General features: G+C 36.8%; 15 protein-coding genes, 5 tRNA genes and 1 other RNA gene. 9 read left to right on the top strand and 12 right to left on the bottom strand.

What is annotated here, in order from left to right; all coding sequences use genetic code 11:
- Positions 1-7: 7 nt before the first annotated feature.
- Positions 8-1,705: a copper resistance system multicopper oxidase gene (locus tag NITER_RS07890; protein ID WP_084275071.1), complete on the bottom strand. Its 1,698-nt coding sequence runs from the start codon at positions 1,703-1,705 to the stop codon at positions 8-10.
- Between the two features lie 101 nt (positions 1,706-1,806).
- Positions 1,807-4,146 carry a cytochrome C gene (locus NITER_RS07895; protein ID WP_084275070.1) on the bottom strand — a complete coding sequence of 780 codons (2,340 nt, stop codon included), beginning with the start codon at positions 4,144-4,146 and terminating at the stop codon, positions 1,807-1,809.
- A gap of 80 nt (positions 4,147-4,226) precedes the next feature.
- Between NITER_RS07895 and NITER_RS07900 the strand changes: the two genes are divergently transcribed.
- Genes NITER_RS07900 through NITER_RS07925 form a run of 6 tightly spaced genes read left to right on the top strand, consistent with a single transcriptional unit; the run spans position 4,227 to position 8,475 of the window.
- Positions 4,227-4,862 carry a class I SAM-dependent methyltransferase gene (locus NITER_RS07900; protein WP_084275069.1) on the top strand — a complete coding sequence of 212 codons (636 nt, stop codon included), beginning with the start codon at positions 4,227-4,229 and terminating at the stop codon, positions 4,860-4,862.
- The gene (locus tag NITER_RS07905) at positions 4,859-5,512 is read left to right on the top strand and encodes a class I SAM-dependent methyltransferase (protein ID WP_084275068.1); all 654 of its coding nucleotides are present in this window, start codon (positions 4,859-4,861) and stop codon (positions 5,510-5,512) included. The genes NITER_RS07900 and NITER_RS07905 overlap by 4 nt, the downstream gene beginning before the upstream one ends.
- The gene (locus NITER_RS07910) at positions 5,503-5,979 is read left to right on the top strand and encodes a hypothetical protein (protein WP_084275067.1); all 477 of its coding nucleotides are present in this window, start codon (positions 5,503-5,505) and stop codon (positions 5,977-5,979) included. The genes NITER_RS07905 and NITER_RS07910 overlap by 10 nt, the downstream gene beginning before the upstream one ends.
- Complete coding sequence (gene purT / locus NITER_RS07915) at positions 5,957-7,123, top strand: formate-dependent phosphoribosylglycinamide formyltransferase (protein WP_084275066.1); 1,167 nt, start codon at positions 5,957-5,959, stop codon at positions 7,121-7,123. Before NITER_RS07910 ends, purT begins: the two co-directional genes overlap by 23 nt.
- The gene (locus tag NITER_RS07920; RefSeq protein ID WP_084275065.1) at positions 7,120-7,542 is read left to right on the top strand and encodes a secondary thiamine-phosphate synthase enzyme YjbQ; all 423 of its coding nucleotides are present in this window, start codon (positions 7,120-7,122) and stop codon (positions 7,540-7,542) included. The genes purT and NITER_RS07920 overlap by 4 nt, the downstream gene beginning before the upstream one ends.
- Complete coding sequence (locus NITER_RS07925; RefSeq protein ID WP_084275064.1) at positions 7,543-8,475, top strand: D-2-hydroxyacid dehydrogenase; 933 nt, start codon at positions 7,543-7,545, stop codon at positions 8,473-8,475. It abuts the gene before it with no gap.
- On the opposite strand, the gene NITER_RS07930 is transcribed toward NITER_RS07925, so the two are convergent.
- The 7 genes from NITER_RS07930 to NITER_RS07960 form a co-directional block, all read right to left on the bottom strand.
- A complete protein-coding gene (locus tag NITER_RS07930; RefSeq protein ID WP_084276558.1) occupies positions 8,461-9,282 on the bottom strand; it encodes a metallophosphoesterase family protein in 822 nt (273 codons plus the stop codon). The two genes, NITER_RS07925 and NITER_RS07930, sit on opposite strands and share 15 nt — an antisense overlap.
- Before the next feature lie 36 nt (positions 9,283-9,318).
- Positions 9,319-9,416, bottom strand: an RNA gene (gene ffs, locus NITER_RS07935) — signal recognition particle sRNA small type.
- Positions 9,417-9,481: 65 nt separating this feature from the next.
- A tRNA-Ser gene (locus NITER_RS07940) sits at positions 9,482-9,572 on the bottom strand.
- A gap of 34 nt (positions 9,573-9,606) precedes the next feature.
- Positions 9,607-9,698, bottom strand: a tRNA-Ser gene (locus NITER_RS07945).
- Positions 9,699-9,713: 15 nt separating this feature from the next.
- A tRNA-Cys gene (locus tag NITER_RS07950) sits at positions 9,714-9,788 on the bottom strand.
- Positions 9,789-9,836: 48 nt separating this feature from the next.
- A tRNA-Leu gene (locus NITER_RS07955) sits at positions 9,837-9,924 on the bottom strand.
- A 77-nt stretch (positions 9,925-10,001) separates the two neighbouring features.
- Positions 10,002-10,077: transfer RNA gene (locus NITER_RS07960), tRNA-Gly, on the bottom strand.
- A 92-nt stretch (positions 10,078-10,169) separates the two neighbouring features.
- On the opposite strand from NITER_RS07960, the gene ilvD reads away from it, so the two are divergent.
- The 3 genes from ilvD to NITER_RS07975 are packed head-to-tail and all read left to right on the top strand — an operon-like array spanning position 10,170 to position 14,070.
- Entirely contained in the window at positions 10,170-11,864 is a 1,695-nt protein-coding gene (gene ilvD, locus NITER_RS07965) for a dihydroxy-acid dehydratase (protein WP_084275063.1), read from the top strand.
- Positions 11,854-12,732: a ribosome small subunit-dependent GTPase A gene (gene rsgA / locus NITER_RS07970; protein WP_084275062.1), complete on the top strand. Its 879-nt coding sequence runs from the start codon at positions 11,854-11,856 to the stop codon at positions 12,730-12,732. The genes ilvD and rsgA overlap by 11 nt, the downstream gene beginning before the upstream one ends.
- Before the next feature lie 12 nt (positions 12,733-12,744).
- A complete protein-coding gene (locus NITER_RS07975) occupies positions 12,745-14,070 on the top strand; it encodes a PAS domain-containing protein (protein WP_084275061.1) in 1,326 nt (441 codons plus the stop codon).
- Here NITER_RS07975 and NITER_RS07980 read toward each other — a convergent pair.
- Genes NITER_RS07980 through NITER_RS07990 form a run of 3 tightly spaced genes read right to left on the bottom strand, consistent with a single transcriptional unit; the run spans position 14,054 to position 20,036 of the window.
- Entirely contained in the window at positions 14,054-14,659 is a 606-nt protein-coding gene (locus tag NITER_RS07980) for a fumarylacetoacetate hydrolase family protein (protein ID WP_084275060.1), read from the bottom strand. The two genes, NITER_RS07975 and NITER_RS07980, sit on opposite strands and share 17 nt — an antisense overlap.
- On the bottom strand, positions 14,656-16,674 hold the full coding sequence (locus NITER_RS07985) for an OLD family protein (protein ID WP_084275059.1): 2,019 nt from the start codon (positions 16,672-16,674) through the stop codon (positions 14,656-14,658). Before NITER_RS07985 ends, NITER_RS07980 begins: the two co-directional genes overlap by 4 nt.
- A complete protein-coding gene (locus NITER_RS07990) occupies positions 16,671-20,036 on the bottom strand; it encodes an Eco57I restriction-modification methylase domain-containing protein (protein ID WP_084275058.1) in 3,366 nt (1,121 codons plus the stop codon). The genes NITER_RS07985 and NITER_RS07990 overlap by 4 nt, the downstream gene beginning before the upstream one ends.
- Between the last annotated feature and the right edge of the window lie 9 nt (positions 20,037-20,045).

The following is a 20,045-nucleotide window of genomic DNA, read 5'->3' on the forward strand; positions in this document are numbered from 1 at the left end:
CTTCTCCTTATGTAACTACCACTTTTCTAAACATATCCTTCATGTGATAGAGAAGATGGCAGTGATATGCCCAAGCACCTTTGGCATCTGCTGTAACGCGGAAGCTAATTTTTGATCCAGGCTGTGAGATGATAGTATGTTTTCTTACCAGATGATTCTCATCCCCCGTCTCCAAATCACTCCACATTCCATGCAGATGCATTGGGTGATTCATCATCGTATCGTTAATGTAAGTAATACGTACTCTCTCTCCATATCGAAACCTGATAGGCTCTGCCTCATGGTATGGAATACCGTTTATCGACCACATGTAGCGTTCCATATTCCCGGTCAAATGCAAGATGATCTCTCTATCTGGATATTTGTCATCTTTTGTAGAACGTAGTGAGCGCAAATCTGCATAGGTTAGTACTCTTCTACCGTTATTGCGCAGCCCAACTCCTGGATCATTGAGCCTGTATTGGGGATTCTTTGCCCGCATTGTTGTCCCCACACCCCACCTTATTGGCAGTTGTGTAATAGGAATAGGCTTTTTGAGAGCATATTTATTGTGTTTCATTGGCATCTTTTTCATACTTGACATATGCATATCCATTCCCATATCTGCCATGGTTAATGGCTGAGGTTTATCAAGTTTTGGCACTTTTGCGTAGTTCTTTGGATTTGTTGTGAGATTGCCCAGAGCATAACCACTTCTATCCATTGCCTGAGCAAAGATTGCATGCGCCCGAGAATCTTTTGGTTCAACAATCACATCGTACGTCTCAGCAACACCCAGGCGTATTTCATCAACCTCAACTGGCTGAATATTATTGCCATCTGCTGCAACTACACGCATTTTCAATCCAGGAATGCGAACATCAAAAAATGTCATTGAAGAGGCATTAATCAAGCGGAGTCTCACTATTTCGCCAGCGCGATACAATGCTTGAAATGGCTTGGATGGACTATGCCCATTCATCAAAAAAGTGTAGGTATATCCCGTAACATCTGATAAATCCCTATCTGACATGCGCATTTGATTCCACATCTTTCTTGCTTGCCAAGCTTCCCAAAATCCTTTCTCCTTTACCTCAGCAAAAAAATCACCCACCGTTCTTTGATTGAAATTGTAGTAATCTGATAAAATTTTAAGTTTTCTATAGATTATGGAAGGCTTTTCGTCTGAATAATCTGAAAGTACTACAATATACTCTCTATCATAAGCAAAAGGCTCTTTCTCTTTTGGCTCAATTATTATAGCTCCATACACTCCGGTCTGCTCTTGGAATCCTGAGTGAGAGTGATACCAAAATGTCCCACTCTGTTGCACTCTAAAGGTATAGGTAAAAGTCTCACCCAGTGCAATCCCATCAAAACTAATACCTGGAACTCCATCCATCTGGTAAGGAAGAATTATGCCGTGCCAGTGAATCGAGGAGGGCTCATCGAGATAATTTGTGACATGTATTGTAACTATATCTCCCTCTCTCCATCGCAGAGTCGGACCTTGTAGCATTCCATTGATTGTAGTTGCTATTGAGGGATAACCTGTCACATTGACAAGAGTTTTATTGATTGTAAGATGAAACACATTACCGCTTAGCTCAGTAGTCTCTTTTCTCTCAATAAGATCATAACTCTTTGCATGTACATTGATGCTCGATAATGCTAATCCTGAAGCAGCTACACCTTTCAAAAAATCTCTTCTAGATAGATGATTCATGATCACAATCCTCTTTGTCTTTATATTACATCTATTATAGAGATAAAATGTGCAAGATTTGTGGAAGGAAAGAGGAGAAAAAGTTTGGAGTTTAGAGGAGTTTACCTCCTCTTTCTACGTATAAGCCAATAGATGAAACCTATAAGAACTAAAGCTCCTCCAATTTGCACCCATGCACTCAACAGCAAATTTTTATGCAAGATGTTTTTGTGCATTTTATTATCTATCTTGATATTTGCTGCATGGGCTACATGCACCATCAAACTCACTGCCAAATCTTTATCAGGAATTGTCTGGTGGCAGCTCATACAGACTCCTCGACGATCAAGCTTGCTTAGCTCTTCTTGATTTAAAGCTCGTGAGAGACTCCAGTGATGCCCAACTGTAACAAGTTGGGTATAGTTTTCATCTATTATACGACTCCAATCAAAATGCAGATTTTTAATACCCGGTTTTTGAATCGTAATCTTTTTAGGAATCACTTTGCCATCAGCCGTCATGAGATCGACGATGAGTGGTTTACTCGGATCTCCAAAGACTTTGCCATCATCTATCCCAAATCCCATAGATTTTGGATTATTATGGCAGCTCTCACAGCTTCTTGCCTCTTTTTGTACTGTGTGTGAGTGCACTGGTGCCATATCGATTGCTAGTACATCTTGGTTATTATCTTTTGTTTTAAAAATATGGTTTTGCAAAATTGCCTTCCCATCTTTTCTAATTACCGTCACACTCACTTGACACCCTGGTATTGCAGGAGCGATACGTCCTTCACCATTGCGCACCAAAATTGGATCTTCCCATCGCAAATAGCTTCTCGTCTCTGTTACCTCACCATCAATAAGATAATCTTTGAGATTTTTGCGCTTGGCTGCATCGGTTCCGTGGATATCGTGTGCATGTGCGACTGCTAGCCAGTCTACATTTTTCTTGCCTTCACTATAGTCCACCTTCACATGGCATCCATAGCACTGAGGCGCCCAGGTGTCATGGCATGCATAGCACTCCATCTCATCTAAGTGCTTACCAATCTGCACCATCGCTACTTCACCCGCTTGGGAGAGCTTATGCTCTTTAGCTAGTTTTTTGAGTGGCTGGAGCTTTAGATCTTTGCCGCTTGCAAGATGCACTACTACCTCATCTCTGACTTTCACAACATTTGGCAGTGGATTGCCTCTGGCACTGAGCAAATATCCATCTTTTGGCTCATAGTATGTTCCCTTTTTGAGGTATGCTGCTAGAGTTTTTGTCACACCACGAGGTTTATTAGAGAGCTTCTCTCCAAATTCATCCCCATATCCTAAAGGCAATTCCCAAGGATACTTTGATGGTGTACCATGGCAGTCTTGACACTCTATCTCCACTGGAGCTAAGGTACTTCCTGCAATTTTGCCATCTCCATGCATATCGATTGATGTATGGCAATCTTGGCAGAGCATTCCCTTTTTGTAGTGTACATCCTCGCTCATGTGAAGATAATGTTTAGTATGGAGTTTTGGCTGTCCTTTGCCATGCTTATCAAATGTAGGATTGTAGGCTGTCTCCATGAGTCCTTGGTAGCTCACGCCTATGCGTTTACCACGATTGTGGCAGGTAGTACAGGTCTCTACTGGAATACCACTAAAGGTAAGTCCATGTATATGGACTTTGGCATCCCGTGTACCTTGGATCTGATGCACAAGCATGTGTCCTGGCTCATTTTTAGGAATTGTAGGGTCTTTTCCTTCATAGTATCCATCATTGGAGTATGGTATATGGCAACTACTACATCCCATCCCGCGAAAATCGCCTCTACGGCTACGGCCTTTGCTCGCAGTATGGCAGCGTAAGCACTCTTGGCGCAGATAGGTAATGGCAGCTAGTTTTGGATTCTTTTCAACTTCTTCAGCAGTAGGTGCGGGCGGAAGTTCTATTGTTTTTTTCACATAGACTTGCGACTCTTTTTGAGAAAGGCGCTTCATATAGTTTTGATATGTTTTTGAACCTAATCTTTTATGCAGATTTGTAAGATTATAGTTCGCGAATTTGTGCTCTCTTATGTTCCATCCAAATCCCCACAAAGCCCCTTGAATCTTTCCTTGCTCAGTATTCATGAGGTTGTTCATTTGGGTACTAACTTGCTCTTTATGACACATCCCGCAGGTGTTTTTATTGATCCATGCGCTTCCAGGATCGGGATAGAACTCTTTAGGACCTTCATGCTTTAAAAAGTAGGCAATAGTCCCCTGGTGTGCCTCCTCTTTTGTGATTGCCAGAGGATTTCCACCATGACAGACGATACAGCTATTACCATCAAAACCAGCCTCCACTGCCTTCTTGGCGATAGCCTTTGCCATACCGCTATGAGGGTCACGAATATCTTCGATTCCTTTGTGGCACTCAAGACAGTTATTTGCCCAGCCAAGCACGCTTACAATAGCAAAAGCCAAAAGCTTTTTCATAAATAATCCTTATAGCTTTTTCTCTATTATCACCCTTTGAAGCTTAAAAGCGTATAATAATAGAAGCAAAAGGAGTTGCAATGCCAAAAGAGAAGCTTTTTGAAAAAAATTTCGAGTATTATGACAGATGGTTTGATGAACATGATAAGATTTATCAAACAGAACTCAAAGCAATCAAAAAAATTCTTCCTCCTTTTAAAAAAGCAGTTGAAATTGGTGTAGGGACAGGACGCTTTGCAGCGCCACTTGGTATTACGCTGGGCGTAGAGCCATCACACAATATGGCGCACATTGCCAAGCAAAGAGGTATCGAAGTCATAGAAGCACAAGCTGAAGACCTCCCTTTTGCAGATAAGAGCTTTGATCTTGTGCTTATGGTAACAACTATCTGCTTTGTAGATGATATCGACAAAACCCTCCAAGAGGCTAAACGTATCCTCACAGATGATGGATATCTGCTCATCGCTTTTGTAGATCGCGATTCAGAATTAGGCAAAATGTATGAGAAAAACAAAGATAAGAGCCGTTTTTATAAAGAGGCAACATTTTTTAGCAAAAAAGAGATTTTGAAGCTTCTCAAAAAGCATGGATTTATTGTAGAAAAGTGTACAGAAGCCCTCTTTGGATCAGATCTTAAGCATTTAAATTTTGAAATATATGATGGCTGTAAAAAAGGAGGTGCGTTTTTGAGTCTACTTGCAAGGAAGAAGCTATGAATCTCACACAAGAGATGAGCAAAGTAGAGGTCAAAGGATTTGAGGCAAAATTTTACGATAGGCTCATGGATATTATCACCTTTGGTTACTACCCCTTCTTCATCCGCAAAGCTATAAAAGATCTCAACCTTCAAAAGGGACAAAGAATACTTGATTTTGGAGCAGGTACAGGGAGAAATGCCCTACTTATGCACCGATATGTAGGAGATGAGGGGGAGATAGTAGGACTTGAAATTGGCAAGGAGATGCAAGAGCAGTTTTTACGTAACTGCAACGCTTATCAAAATATTAAGCTAGAAAATCTTCGCATAGACTCCCCTTTACCATTCAACGAAGAGTTTGATGTAGTCTTTATCTCTTTTGTACTCCATGGATTTATCCAAGACAAAAGAGATATCATCATACAAAACGCCTACAATGCTCTCAAACCTCATGGAACTTTTGCTATACTTGATTATGCCAATTTTGATGTGGACAAAGCTCCTTGGTATGTCCGTTTTCCTATCCAAAAAGTAGAGTGTCCCCTAGCCCAAGACTTTATAGAGCGTGATACGAAAAAGATGCTAGAATCTTTTGGGTTTGAAAATTTTGAAGAGAGTTTCTATTTTGGTGGATATGTAAGACTCCTCAAAGCAAAAAGATGGAAGTAAAAAACTACGTTCAAATTTTTCGCCATTTTACACTTCTTGATAAGAAGATTGTACAAAACCTCAGCAAAATTAATCAAAATAGCTTTGTACGCCTCTGGATTAGCCAAAAAGATTACTTCAAACATCTCAAAAAGCGCCTCAAGCACAAAGATATCAAAAATCGCAAAGACTATTTTCAAAAGACTTTGCAAACCATTTGCAGTCCTGATACTATTTACTATTTTAAAGGAAAAAATCCATCTATAAAAGATAAAGTTCTTTTTATACAAAAAGGATGGGTAGTAATTTTCTTTGACAATGCAAAAATTATAACCTCTTTTCCTCTCAAAATATCGCTACAAGACCTTTTAGAAGATAGAAAAAACAAAAACTATCTACAAATACAAATCCCTCTATCCCAACATAATGTAAAAAAAGTTATAATTTGTCAAAAAAAGGAGTCCCATGCAACTCACAACCCCCCTTAAACACAACTCCATAAAATTCTTGCTTCTTGGCAGTGGTGAGCTTGGCAAAGAGGTGGCTATCGAAGCGCAGCGGCTAGGCATTGAAGTGGTAGCAGTGGATCGCTATGCAAATGCTCCAGCACATCAGGTAGCTCATCGCAGTTACATTATCGATATGAAAGACAAAGCGCAAGTTTTAGAAGTAATTTTACGAGAAAAACCAACATATATCCTCCCAGAAATCGAAGCTATTAATATTGATGCTCTCTTTGAAGCTGAAAAACTGGGCTTTAGAGTTATTCCAAATGCTGAAGCTGTGAATAAGACAATGAATCGCAAAAATATCCGTAAATTTGCAGCTGAAGAGCTTAGACTCAAAACCAGCGCATACCAGTTTGTTAAAAGTTTTGCAGAGCTCGAAGCTGCAGCAAAAGAGCTTGGCTTTCCATGCGTCATCAAACCTGTCATGAGCTCTTCAGGACATGGACAAAGCATCGCTAGAAGCGAAGCCGATCTTGCAAAATCGTGGGAGACTGCCAAAGAGGCACGAGGGGATGCGAGTGAGCTCATTGTAGAGGAGTTTATTCACTTTGATTATGAAATTACACTGCTTACAGCAAGAAACGAAACTGGCACTGTTTTTTGCCCACCTATTGGCCATATTCAAAAAGATGGAGACTACATCTTTAGCTGGCAACCTATGGAGATGAGTGAAGTTGCGTTACAAAAAGCACAAAACATAGCTAAAAAAATAACTGATGGATTGGGTGGTAGAGGAATTTTTGGAGTGGAGCTCTTTATCCAAGGAGATGAGGTCTTCTTTAGTGAAGTCTCCCCTCGCCCACACGATACAGGAATGGTAACAATGATTACACAAAGCCAAAGCGAGTTTGCTTTGCATGTACGTGCAGTCCTGGGACTTCCTCTAAATTTTCATTTTTACACTCCAGGAGCAAGTGCAGCATACAAAGCCAAAAATGAGAGCTTTGCACCTGTTTTTGAGGTAGATGAGAGCCTCTTTGACGAGAAGAGTTTTTTACGCATATTTGGTAAACCAGAGTCTCACGAAGGGCGCCGCATGGCTGTAGTACTTACAATGAATAATACAAGTAATAAAGCCTTACAAAAAGCAAAAGAACTTATCAAGAAAGTGAGTGATGCATGAAAATAGCACAAAAACTCATTACCCTCAAAGCTCGTCCAAGGGGGTTTCACCTCATTACAAATGAGATACTAGAGCACTTGCCCGAACTTTCTGATTTTCATGCTGGTATTGCGCATCTATTTTTAATGCATACAAGTGCAAGCCTTACTATCAATGAAAACGCTGATCCAAACGTTCGCAACGATTTTTTTGCATTTACTCAAAGACTCGTACCAGAAAATGAGCCCTACTACACTCATACATTAGAGGGAAGTGAAGATATGCCTGCACATATCAAAAGCAGCCTCTATGGAAATTTTCTTGCAATCCCTATCAATACAGGCCGTTTTGTACTTGGAACATGGCAAGGGATCTACCTTGGTGAGCATCGTGACTTTGCAGGTAATAGAAAAATCTATGTTACATTGATGGGAGAGTAGATGAAAATCGTGGTTTTAGACGCTAAAACACTTGGAGAGGTTGATTTCTCTTTGCTCAATCGCTTTGGCGAAGTCACAGTATATCCTACGACCTCAGACCAACAGAAGCTTCAAAGAATCAAAGATGCCAATATTATCATTACCAATAAAGTAGTTATCGATAAAGAAGCTATCGATATTGCGAAAAATCTACAACTCATCTGCATTGCCGCAACAGGAATGAATAATGTAGACCTTGATTATGCCAAGCAAAAAGGCATAACAGTTAAAAACGTAGTTGGCTACTCAACTGAGAGTGTCGTACAGCATACTTTTGCAATGGCTTTTTACCTCATAGAGCACCTTCCCTACTATGATACCTATGTCAAAAGTGGTAAATGGAGCGAATCTGGGATCTTTACCTGCCTGGATAAGCCCTTTTTTGAAATTTTCAATAAGCGATGGGGCATTATTGGGATGGGAGCAATTGGTAAAAGAGTAGCCCAGGTAGCACAAAGTTTTGGATGTGAGGTGGTCTATCACTCAACAAGCGGGAAAAACCTTGATCATCCCTACACACATCTCGATCTCGATACGCTTCTAGCTACAAGCGATATTATCTCTATTCATGCTCCTTTGAATGAAAAGACAAAAAATCTCATCCAAAAAGAGCAGCTCCTTAAACTCAAAGATAAAGCCATTCTGCTCAATCTCGGTAGAGGTGGTATTATCAATGAAAAAGCACTTGCAACCGTTATAGATCAAAAAGAGATCTATGTGGGACTCGATGTAACCCAAAAGGAGCCGCTCCCAAAAGATTCGCCTCTACTGCAAATAGAAAATAGAGATCGACTCCTCATCACACCCCATATCGCCTGGACAAGCATAGAAGCGAGAGAGAGACTCTTTGCTTCTATCATCAAAAACATAGAGGAGTTTTTAAGTAGTAATTAGTTTTTCTTTTATGCCTCCTCTACCAATCTTGATATAGCGCATTGGGTTTTGGTAGAGGATCTGAGCAGCTTTGAAAGCACGTGAAGCAATTGCTGTCACGTGACCTATGCGACTTACATTATCTATATGCTTATGGCCAGAGAGAGTTAAAATAAGATTAGGATACCTAAAAAGCTGCTCTTGCACCTCTTTTGTATTTTGCAAAACATACTTATGTATATCTTTTGGATCGGTTCCATGCCAATAGTTAAGATATGGATGATGATTTAATATAATGGTAGGCTTACCTTTGTTCAGAGCCTTTTTTGCAAAAGCAATTGTCTCTTTTGTATAGATACCAGCTCCACTATGCTCAATTGTACTATCAAGCCCTAAAATCAGATATCCTTTATGCTCCACCATCCAGTCCCTGCCAGAGACTCTCATCCCTTTTTGATCAAAAAAGAGTCTTGCAAATTCACCAGCATCAATACTATTATCACCTTTTGGAGAGGACTCCTTATTGCCTCTTACACAGTAGCATGGTACTTTCATCTTCTCTATAAAAGCTTTAAATATTTTTGCATCTTTATCACCAGGAACCGTATTATTAAAGTTATCTCCACCAAAGAGAACAAAATCTATATGAGAAAAGCGAGTATTGACAACATCAGCCAGATGCTCCATCGCCTTAACAGTATGAGGCATACTCAGATCCATGTGAGAATCGGTAATGTGAAGAAAGCGAAGCTTTTCATCTTCTTTTGCAAATAATGGAAATGCAAGAGGGAGTGTCAATGTAGCTTTGAGAAAGTCTCTACGTTGCATAGCTGCTTCCTTTTTAGGAAGCATTATACCACAAGACCCCACCCAGATACCCGCGGCGCCCGGACAGCTGCGGTGCTCTGCTGCGTTCCCGCCCTGAAGCTTTGCCGCAACTGTCCGTCGCACGGGTCTGAGCGGAGCGTTCAAAGTAGCAGACTACTCTCAGCGCTCCGCTTGGAAAAGGTATTATACCATAAATCCATGGCGGAGAGAGAGGGATTCGAACCCTCGAGGGGCTGTTAACCCCTACACGCGTTCCAGGCGTGCGCCTTCAACCACTCGGCCATCTCCCCATCAACTTTATGGTAAGCTCGTGATTTTAATTCATGGCGGGGAGGGTGGGATTCGAACCCACGGTAGGCTCATCACCTACGCCGGTTTTCAAGACCGGTGCGTTCAACCAGCTCCGCCACCTCCCCAGAGGCAGCAATAAGTGGAGGCGCCACCCGGATTCGAACCGGGGATCAGAGCTTTGCAGGCTCCTGCCTTAGCCACTTGGCTATGGCGCCGAAAATTGCAGAAGAAATTATACACAAAAAAAATTTAATTTTCTATTATGGTGCCCGAGGCCGGACTTGAACCGGCACGGAGAAAACCTCCGAGGGATTTTAAGTCCCTTGCGTCTACCAATTCCGCCACCCGGGCAGCATAAATCTCTCCACAACATCTATTGGTCTTCACAATGGATGCAGGGCGTGATTTGCTATATCCATGAGAGTTTATGGAGCGGGAGACGGGATTCGAACCCGCGACCCCCTCCTTGGCAAGGAGGTGCTCTAGCCTCTGAGCTACTCCCGCAAATGTTGGAATGAAATTATAGCTAAAAAAGTGCTCTTTGTAAATATGTGGGGGTGTAGTATAATTATCAAAACAAAAAGTTAGGAGAAGTTATGCGAAGTGATGAGATAAAAAAGGGGTATCAACGTGCTCCACACAGAAGTCTTTTACGTGCTGTTGGTCTCAAAGATGAAGATTTTGACAAACCCTTTATCGGTGTTGCCAACTCCTTTATAGAGATAATTCCAGGCCACTTTTTTCTCAATAAATATGCTCAGATTATTAAAGATGAGATCCGCAAGAATGGATGTGTTCCTTTTGAGTTTAATACTATCGGTGTAGATGATGGGATTGCGATGGGGCATGACGGTATGCTCTACTCTCTTCCTAGTCGTGAAATTATCGCTAACTCTATTGAAACAGTTATGAATGCCCATAAGCTTGATGCGATGATTGCAATTCCAAATTGTGACAAGATTACTCCGGGGATGATAATGGGGGCTTTGAGGGTCAATGTCCCTACTATTTTTGTAAGTGGCGGTCCTATGCAAGCAGGACACCTCAGCGATGGCACCCCAATAGATCTAGCAACTGCTTTTGAAGCGGTAGGAAAAGTAGCGCAAGGAGAGATGAGTGAAGAGCAGCTTTATGAGATCGAGTGTGAAGCGTGCCCAAGTGGAGGAAGTTGCTCAGGAATGTTTACAGCAAACTCAATGAATACACTTATGGAAGCGATGGGAATTGCTCTTAAAGGAAACGGTACCATCCTTGCACTCACGCCTGAGCGAGAAGAGCTTTTGCGTCAAGCTGCAAGACGCATCTGCGAAATAACCAAAGACGAGAGTCTCACCGAAAAGTATCGCATCCGCAACATCATCAACGAAAAAGCTGTACACAACGCTTTTGTTGTCGATATGGCCATGGGTGGAAGTACTAACACTGTTTTGCATATGATGGCTATCGCTAAAGAGGCGGGAGTCGATTTTGATCTTGCAAAACTCAATGAAATTAGCAAGCATGTTGCTCACATTGCAAAAATCTCTCCAAGCCTCCAGACAGTACACATGGAAGATATTCATAAAGCTGGTGGGGTGAGTGCAGTGATGAAAGAAGCCAGCAAACGCAGCGATACAGTACTCTACCTCGATAATCCCGTTATTGAAGGAGGCACTGTAGCTGATAGAATCAAAGATGCAAAAGTTCTTGATACCTCTATTATTCACCCTGTTGAAAACCCTTACAGCGAAGTGGGAGGTCTTGCAATTCTTTTTGGAAATCTTGCGCAGGAAGGAGCAGTAGTTAAAACAGCTGGCATAGATCCTAACATGCGAGAGTTTACTGGGAAAGCTATTTGCTTTGATAGTCAGCAAGAGGCTATTGATGGTATTATTGGAGGCAAAGTCAAACCTGGCCATGTAGTAGTAATCCGCTATGAAGGTCCCAAAGGAGGGCCTGGTATGCAAGAGATGCTAGCTCCCACAAGTCTTATAGCCGGTATGAATCTTGGTGATAAAGTTGCTCTCATCACTGATGGACGCTTTAGCGGAGCTACAAGAGGGGCAAGTATCGGCCATGTAAGTCCAGAAGCTGCAGAAGGAGGCGTTATAGGACTCTTGCAAGATGGAGATGAGATCTATATCAACGTAGATACCTATACACTTGAAGTCAAACTCAGTGATAAAGAGCTAGAAGAGCGTCGCAAAAACTTCAAGCCAAAAGTAAAAGATATAAAAGGAAGATGGCTTCGCCAATATAGATCTCTTGTTACAAATGCAGCCCATGGGGCTATTTTAAAAGATGAGTGCTAAGGCTCTTGTAACCTATCGCAGCGCCGCTGCGAGCAGGGTTACACTTCTCGATTCTCTTAAAACCTATCCTTCCATATTGCGAAAAAAAATTAAAAAACAAAAACTCTATGCAGGAGACTTTGTTGAAGGCGAAATTATTGGTGATCAATTTGTTATCGAAAAGATTGAACCTCGCAAAAATCTCTTAGTTCGTCCCCCTGTCGCCAATGTAGATAATGTTCTTGTAGTCATGGCTATGAGGAGCCCCAATTTTGATAGTTATCTTTTAGATAATTTTTTAGCAGTGTATGAATATAAAAAGATTGAGCCTATCATCATTTTCAATAAAATAGATCTTTTGGAAGATAAGAGAGAGCTTGAAACATGGATAGATCTCTACCAAAACATTGGCTATGAAGTAGTTGCTCTTAGTGCCATGCAAGAGGATGGGATAAAAAAGATAAAAAAATATATTCAAGGTGATATCACTATTGTAGCCGGCCCTAGTGGTGCTGGAAAATCGACACTTCTCTCTAAACTTCTTGGAATAGATCTTAAAACAGGCGAGGTCAACCATAAGCTGGGACGAGGGCGCCACACGACAACTGCTGTAACACTCTATCCATTTAATCATAACTCCTTTATTGCAGATACTCCTGGATTTAGTAAAGTAGAAGCTACATACTTTATAGACAAAAGAGAAGTACACCGCTACTTTAGAGAGTTTTTGCGCTATCAATGTAAGTTTCCTGACTGTACACATACAAATGAGCCTGGATGTGCTGTCGAAGAAGCTGTGAAAAAAGGTGAAATAAGTTGCAATCGATTCAAAAATTATTTAAAAATTATGCAATTTTTTTGGAAAGAATTCGATACTATATGTAAATAATGAAGGAAAAAGATGCGCCCCTCACCTAAAAATATTGAATCACCATTTAATATTGAAGATGTCTTTTTTTCTAAAACCGATGCTCACGGTAAAATCATCTACGGAAATAGAGTATTTTACAATATTGCAAAATACTCGCCCAAAGAACTGAGAGGAAAACCTCACAATATCATTCGCCATCCCGATATGCCCCGGGCTGTATTTTACTATCTTTGGGATTTCATAAAACATAACAAACCTTTTGCAGGATATGTGAAAAATATGGCGAAAGATGGTAGTTACTATTGGGTTTTTGCAATCGTTTTTCCAATTATAGAGCATGGTAAAAAAAGTGGCTACCTCTCTGTCCGTATTAAGCCTACCACCAAATTTTTTCCAATAGCACGAGAGCTCTACCATGAACTTCAAACTATTGAAAAACAAGAGGGTATGGAAATCTCAAAAAAGGTTTTTTTACAAAAGATTAAAGATTTAGGCTTTGCTAGTTATGAAGAGTTCATGATAACTGCTCTATTAGAAGAGTTTCGTTCTAAAGAGGACTATTTTCAACTCTCAATCGATCCAGATAAACTTGCTGATATTCCTCGCCTCAAACATATTTACGAAATGGCAAAAGTTATAGAGCATATCTATAGTGCTCTAAAAAATAGACTCTACTTTTTTATTGATTTGGGAAATGAACTAGAAAAAAAGTTTCGTGATATTTTTGAAATCACTGATGAACTCTCTCTCATTGCCCTCAACTCATCAGTAGAGAGCCATAAAATAGGTTCAATCGGTGCATCTTTTGCTGTAGTTTCTAATGAGATCAAGAAAGATGCTGAACGTATAGGCAAACATATTGTTGTCTTGCGCAAAAACACGCAAAAGCTCTATGGCCTAATCCAAAACACCATTTTACATCTTCTTTCACTCAATATCGAGATATTTGCGATTCTATACTACCTCAAAGAGACCATTGAATATGACAGTTGCAATGAAGGTGAGTGCATAGACAAATTGGAAGATTTTGTAAAAGTTCTGCAATCTTCAACTATGGAAGTCACAAAGGAGTCTAACATTCTTAAAAACCATATTGAAGAGACACTTCTTTTTATCAACAAAATAGAGCGCCTTATTAAAGAGCTTCACTATATTCAAATAAATGGTTTGATAGAAGCATCTAAGCTCGAAGATATAAAATTTACTATTATTTTTCAGCAGGTACAAAATCTGGTTGAAAATACTAATAAGACCCTAGAAGAGATAGCTCCATCTATGAACACTGCTCTCAAATACACCTGCGATATTGAAGAAAATATTAAAGAGGTGGATTTATATCTTAAGCATCTGCTTTAAAAATTGCTCTTATAAGTTGCCTACTGTTTTGATAAATCTCTCCTACAAAAATATCCCCTCTCTTTACACTTCCAACACCTTTTGGAGTACCGCTCATGATGATATCGCCATCATCAAGACCAAAAATTGTATCTATATCTTTTACCAAAAAATCTGGTTTATAAATCATGAGTTCTACTCCACCTTTTTGAACAAGTTCGCCATTTTTATACAGTACTACTTCCACTCCATGCCAATCTTTAATCGCTACAAACTTACTAAAAAGAGCAGAATTTTTAAAAGCTTTTGCTCTCTCCCACGGAAGCCCTTTTTGTTTTAATTTTGACTGGAGATCTCTTAAAGTCAAATCAAACCCAAATCCAACGCCAGCTATTTGTCTGTTTTGTATCAAAAAGCAAATCTCTGCTTCATAATGAATCCCATCTCTTGCTATAAGCCTATCACCAATTGCAGAATTTGGCTTGATGAAATAGACCGGTTCATCTGGAATTTTATTATTTAGCTCTTTGATATGTTCAACATAGTTTCTCCCAATACAGACAATTTTGCAAGGAGTGATTGCTTGATTATCAAAAATTATAGTTTTCATAATTGTTTTTTATGATTAAGTAAGATTTTTTTAAACTCTTCAATAATTTCTATCGATTTTTCAAGTTCTCGTTTATATAAAGGTTTAAAATAATCATCATGCGATTGTGGATGCAAGATACTTTTTAATATAAGCTTTACATCTTCGAATTCTTCAAAATGCATTTTTTCTTCAATGTAATTATGTAAAGAACTAATTGTTTTAATCACTTGTTCCGAAAATTCTTTACATTTTTGAGCTTGTATATTTGTAGGAATTTTTTCACAATGTCTAAACTGTTGTAACACTTTTAGTAATTTTTTCAAATCTTTTTGAATATCAAAAATTATATGCTCATTTTCTTTTAATTTTGCAAGTTTTATTTTTTCATCAAGTTTATCGATATCTAGAAATATATCAAACTGTCTTTCCACCTCTTTTCTCAAATAATTTGCACAAGCTGGATAATCTTTATCGTTAAAATGTTCTTTTGCTCTATCAATATAAGTATATTTTTCTCCATATTCTTTAATATAAGGAATTTCGATATTATTGTCACAATCTCTATCTACATACATTTCAAAATATTTCCATGTATTTTTTTGCATATAATTAAACTTTTGTTTAGCTATTTCAAAAAATGCCTTATCATGAGTTAAAAAGATGATTTGAAAATTTGAAAAATAGTCTCTTAAAATTTCCAAAACAATATCTCTGTTTGACATATCAAGACTAATCAATAGGTCATCTAAGATAAGTAGTTTTAGCTCTCTGAGTTCTGCATATGTCTTTATGATAGCAATATAAAATGCAAGATTGATTGACGATATTTTTGCTTCATTTAAAAATTTTGTGTATCTATGTGGTAAATCTTCATCTGCTATTGACATTTTGTATCTAAGAGGCTCAAATTTATCAAGATTATTTATATTGAATTGTAGATAATCTACAGGATGAAAATCTATCTTTATATTACTTTTGAAATACTTTTCTAATAACTCATTAATAAAATGTATTTGGATCTCAACCTTTCTATTCAAATCATCATTAATCTCTTTTGAGAGATTTTGAGCAGTTTGATATTTATCGACAATTTCAAAAATATCTTGAAAATAACTATTTATGGTCTCTATCTGTTCTATGGTTTCTATTGGCTCAAAGTCGGTAACAAAAATTTTTTCTTCTTCCATAAGTCTATGATAATAGCTCTCTGACTTTTCTTCAAAAACTTCTTTTATATCGTCTATAGTGTTTAAAAAAGTATCCAATTCATTACTTTGTAGCACAAACTCATTTTGAAGTATCTCAAGCTTGGATTGAATATTGTTCAGCTCTGAAAGCAAACTATCTGGAATATAATAGATTGTTTCATAAAAAGGAGTTAATGGTTTATTCTCTTCTTTATCCCATTTGGGAATATCTTCATAGTCATCTAATACATTATCCCAAAAATTTTGAATATAATGCTCTTCATCAAAGCTTTTAAAAAGCTCTTTAAAGTCACAGAGCTTCTTTTGAAGCTCTTGTTTAAACTTTTTTCTCAAGCTATTATATCTATCAATTTTTTCACCCAGAGACTCCCCATATAAAATTTTTAATATATGGATAAAACGTTCAATAGAGGTTTTTTTAGTAAATAGTTCATTGATGAGAAAAATGCTTTCGTATGTAAGAAAGGTTTTGATTTTTGTGAGTCTTTGAAACTCCTCTTTTAGATTGTTATCAATATCTATGCCTATATTTTCATTATAAATAAATTTTTGATGATTATCAAAAGTCATTTCAATTTTCATAGGTTGTTCATCTTTTTTTGCAAAAACATTTTTATATTTTTGTAAAATATTCTCATGACTCAAAGTTAGTACATGATGCAAAACCCAATATAATGAACTTTTGCCACTACCATTTTCTCCATAGATTAAAATATTTTTTGCTCGACCATCTTCACCTAAAAAATCAAATATATATTCATACCCATACCCATCTTTACTATAAAAAGCTTTAAAATTTTGAACCTGAATCGTTGCTATTTTCATAGAGATTCCTCTACAGTTTTTACAACTTCTACACTATCGATAAAGTCTATGTTGTATTTCACAGGGTGTTTGGGGTCATTCCATTTTGTGTATAGTTCATCTGCACTAAGTTTAAGCGAGATTTCTTTTTCGACAATATCGATGATACCAAAACCTTTCTCTTTGAGCTCTTTTTCAAAGTATAGTTCATAGACCATTACATCAATGACTTTTTCAAAAAATGATGCTTTTGGATTGGAAGATTTTTTATAATTCAAAATAATCTCGACTATAGACTCAAAAGATTGTCGTTTTGTTTCTTTGATTTTTGGAACAGGCAGTTTTTCTACAAACTGATTAGATAAAAGATAACCAGTTTTACCATACTGATGTGTTATTTTATCAATATAAAAATACATTAACTTACTATTTAATACAGATAATAAATATCTGTTGTATTTAGATGTAATAAATGCCATACTATCAAGTATATAAATTTGTTTATCAGCAAGACAAAATGTTGGAACTTTTGTAACCCTTTGCCAAACAATTTTTTCTTTTTCAAATTCATTCCAATATGCAATTTGGTCTTGGGTTTCAAACCATTTATTTTTTGTTTTCTTTCTGCAACCTTTTTCTCCACTTTGTTCTAATCTTTTGCCAAAACTTTGTAAATATTTTTTTATTGCTGGATATTCATCAATATTGAGATGTTTTGCAGGAAAAGTTGCTATAAGCCAAAGGTTTGCCCATTCATAAATGTATTTTTTTATATCTTTACCTCTCAGAAGTGGCTTTATGATTTCAGCACTTTTAGGATCTTGTTTGATTAATTCATTTTTTATTTTTGTATCTATAATAAAAGCTTCATTAAATCCTGTTAAAATCCCTCTATATATTTTAATATTCCACAGTTTTAGTGGGACTCCAACTTCTTCAATCCTCTTTTTAATGGCAAGCTCTTTGGGAGTTGCAAAAGTAAAGCTATCTAAATTTAAATCTTCTTGAGAATACTCAAAGCCATGCGTTGAGACAAATTCGTATAAACTTTCTCCTTTTTTATAATCTTTGTTTACATCACAATATATAAATCGATTATTTGTAGAAAAAGTTTTTTTAAAGCTTAAAATTGCAGTATCTACCGTAGCACTTTCAAAAACTTTTACACCATTAAAATCTATATATTCAACTATTTGGGTATTTTCAAGGATAAATTTTCTAAACTTCTCTCCATACTTAGCACGGGTATATTTGTTGGAAGTTATAAAACTTAAAAGGGCATTTTCTTTTAAAAGTCTATATCCTTTTTCAAAAAAGTAAATATATATGTCTGCTGTAGCAGTAAAACACTCATACTTTTCAATTTTTTTAGAAATAGGATTATAAAATCTCTCAAGTTGGAGTCTTTTTTTTAAATCTTTAATCTTTTCTTGTCTAATATATGGTGGATTGCCAATAACAACATCAAATCCTTTGTTATTAAGCACTTCGGCAAAATATATCTTATAAAAAAATAGCTCCGTAGTAGGGCGCTTTTTGATATGTTCGATGATATATTTTTTCTCTTGTGCAAACTCTATTTGCTCTTGCTGTTTTTTATTAAGTCCTGTGAAAATATTGATATTTTTTAATTGGCTTTTGATGATATCTTCTTGTTCTTTTAGTTTCTTTTCAAGAATCTCATTGATTGTAGTTTCTATTTGTTCTTTAAGATTTTCTTTTTTCTTTTGCTCGTTGGTATTAAAAAATTTATGAAGTAGTTTTTGAATATACTCTATTTTTTTCTCATTATCATCAAAAAGAGAATTGTTATCTTTTGCAAGTGGATCATTTCCTAAAATACTTTCTAATAAACTATTGCCAACCATAATTTTATAGTAAAGATTTGGTAGAGGAGTAGGTATATCTTCATCTACAACCAACGAGAGCCAAAAACGAAGTTTTGCAATCTCTACTGCTGATGTATCAATATCAATACCATAAATGGAGTTTTCTATGATAGCTCTTTTGAGTTTGGCAATTTCTTTAGAACTTTTTGTTTTATCAAGATGGATTAAAAGAGTTACTATTTCATGAAGCATTCCCATCGGAAAAGCACCTGAACCGATGGCAGGGTCAAGAATTTTTATAGATAGAAGTCTTTTTTCTATATCTTTGCCATATTTTAAAAAATAATCATCATCTGTTATTTTTTTGACGACAAAATTGGCAATTTTCCCTTTATCGGGAAAGTAGTTTAAAAGATATTGAATAATAGTTTGTTGACACATATAGTGAACAATCTCTCTTGGAGTATAAAAAGCACCTTTTCCTTTGCGATAGTTTTCTTCAAGAAAATTTTCAAAAACTCTTCCCATCATTTCAGGATCTATTGCAACCTCTTTGTCGTCAGGACTATCTTCTATTATGGTAAAGTTATATTCATTAAATGTTTGAAATATCTTTTCAAAAAGTCTATCTTCGAGATAAAGCCCTTCAATCTTATCGTTTTCATCTTTTTCAAACAATCCACCGTTTAAGAATGGCAATTTATTTCCTGTTAATTTAAAATAATCATTTTCTCTTTTTGTATTAAGGGCTTCAAAGAAAATTTTCTTTAAAAAATCATCAAAATAGTTTGAATATTTTTTTGATTTTAATGCATTGAAAAGAAATTTTTTATCACCTTCACCCCACTGTTTATTTTTTTCTACGCCCAACCAACCCTTTTTTTGTAAAAAATATAAAAATACAATTCGTCCAAGCAGTTTTTTTGTAAAAGAGTGAAGTCTTTTCTCATCTCTATCAAAATAGTTAAATTGCCCATTTTTTAAGTAATCATTTAACATTTCAAAAAGAGATCTATATTTTTCATAAAACTCTTTTGTAACTCTCTCTACCCCAAAAGCTTCAAGCAAATCTTCAAATGTAGGATATTTTAAATTTTTTAACTGTATATATGCGGTTTTAATTGGAATATTTTCACCTAAAACATAGGTATATCTTTTGAGATTGGTTACTTTTGCTTTTCCCTCATCAAATTCAAATCCAACAAAAGAGAGTCTCCAAGCATCACTTTGTGGATGGTAAAATGAAGCGATTGCACCATCAAGTCCATACTCATTGGCAAGTTTTTTTAAAATTGCATTATATCCTACTCGTTTATTTTCGATATTGGAGCTTTTTGATTGAAATTCAAAAAAGCCAAGCTCTTTTCCATCCTCAAGCTCGACACTTCCTAAATAGCGGTAGCTTTTTATATGTTTTCTTTCACTCTCATTTAAATCTTCATCTGTTTCATTTGAAAAACTTTGTTCAAATCCATAAAATATATTACTTATAAATTGAATAAAGCTATTTAAGCTATATTTACTTGATAAAAACTCTTTTAAATTCATTTGCATTATTTTTTT

Source organism: Nitratiruptor tergarcus DSM 16512 (genome assembly GCF_027946175.1).
Lineage (GTDB): Bacteria > Campylobacterota > Campylobacteria > Campylobacterales > Nitratiruptoraceae > Nitratiruptor > Nitratiruptor tergarcus.

Bases quoted from the DNA above. Each gene is read 5' to 3' on its own strand.
- NITER_RS07890 (WP_084275071.1), bottom strand. From the start codon at position 1,705: ATGAATCATCTATCTAGAAGAGATTTTTTGAAAGGTGTAGCTGCTTCA.
- NITER_RS07895 (WP_084275070.1), bottom strand. From the start codon at position 4,146: ATGAAAAAGCTTTTGGCTTTTGCTATTGTAAGCGTGCTTGGCTGGGCA.
- NITER_RS07900 (WP_084275069.1), top strand. From the start codon at position 4,227: ATGCCAAAAGAGAAGCTTTTTGAAAAAAATTTCGAGTATTATGACAGA.
- NITER_RS07905 (WP_084275068.1), top strand. From the start codon at position 4,859: ATGAATCTCACACAAGAGATGAGCAAAGTAGAGGTCAAAGGATTTGAG.
- NITER_RS07910 (WP_084275067.1), top strand. From the start codon at position 5,503: ATGGAAGTAAAAAACTACGTTCAAATTTTTCGCCATTTTACACTTCTT.
- purT (WP_084275066.1), top strand. From the start codon at position 5,957: ATGCAACTCACAACCCCCCTTAAACACAACTCCATAAAATTCTTGCTT.
- NITER_RS07920 (WP_084275065.1), top strand. From the start codon at position 7,120: ATGAAAATAGCACAAAAACTCATTACCCTCAAAGCTCGTCCAAGGGGG.
- NITER_RS07925 (WP_084275064.1), top strand. From the start codon at position 7,543: ATGAAAATCGTGGTTTTAGACGCTAAAACACTTGGAGAGGTTGATTTC.
- NITER_RS07930 (WP_084276558.1), bottom strand. From the start codon at position 9,282: ATGCAACGTAGAGACTTTCTCAAAGCTACATTGACACTCCCTCTTGCA.
- ilvD (WP_084275063.1), top strand. From the start codon at position 10,170: ATGCGAAGTGATGAGATAAAAAAGGGGTATCAACGTGCTCCACACAGA.
- rsgA (WP_084275062.1), top strand. From the start codon at position 11,854: ATGAGTGCTAAGGCTCTTGTAACCTATCGCAGCGCCGCTGCGAGCAGG.
- NITER_RS07975 (WP_084275061.1), top strand. From the start codon at position 12,745: ATGCGCCCCTCACCTAAAAATATTGAATCACCATTTAATATTGAAGAT.
- NITER_RS07980 (WP_084275060.1), bottom strand. From the start codon at position 14,659: ATGAAAACTATAATTTTTGATAATCAAGCAATCACTCCTTGCAAAATT.
- NITER_RS07985 (WP_084275059.1), bottom strand. From the start codon at position 16,674: ATGAAAATAGCAACGATTCAGGTTCAAAATTTTAAAGCTTTTTATAGT.
- NITER_RS07990 (WP_084275058.1), bottom strand. From the start codon at position 20,036: ATGCAAATGAATTTAAAAGAGTTTTTATCAAGTAAATATAGCTTAAAT.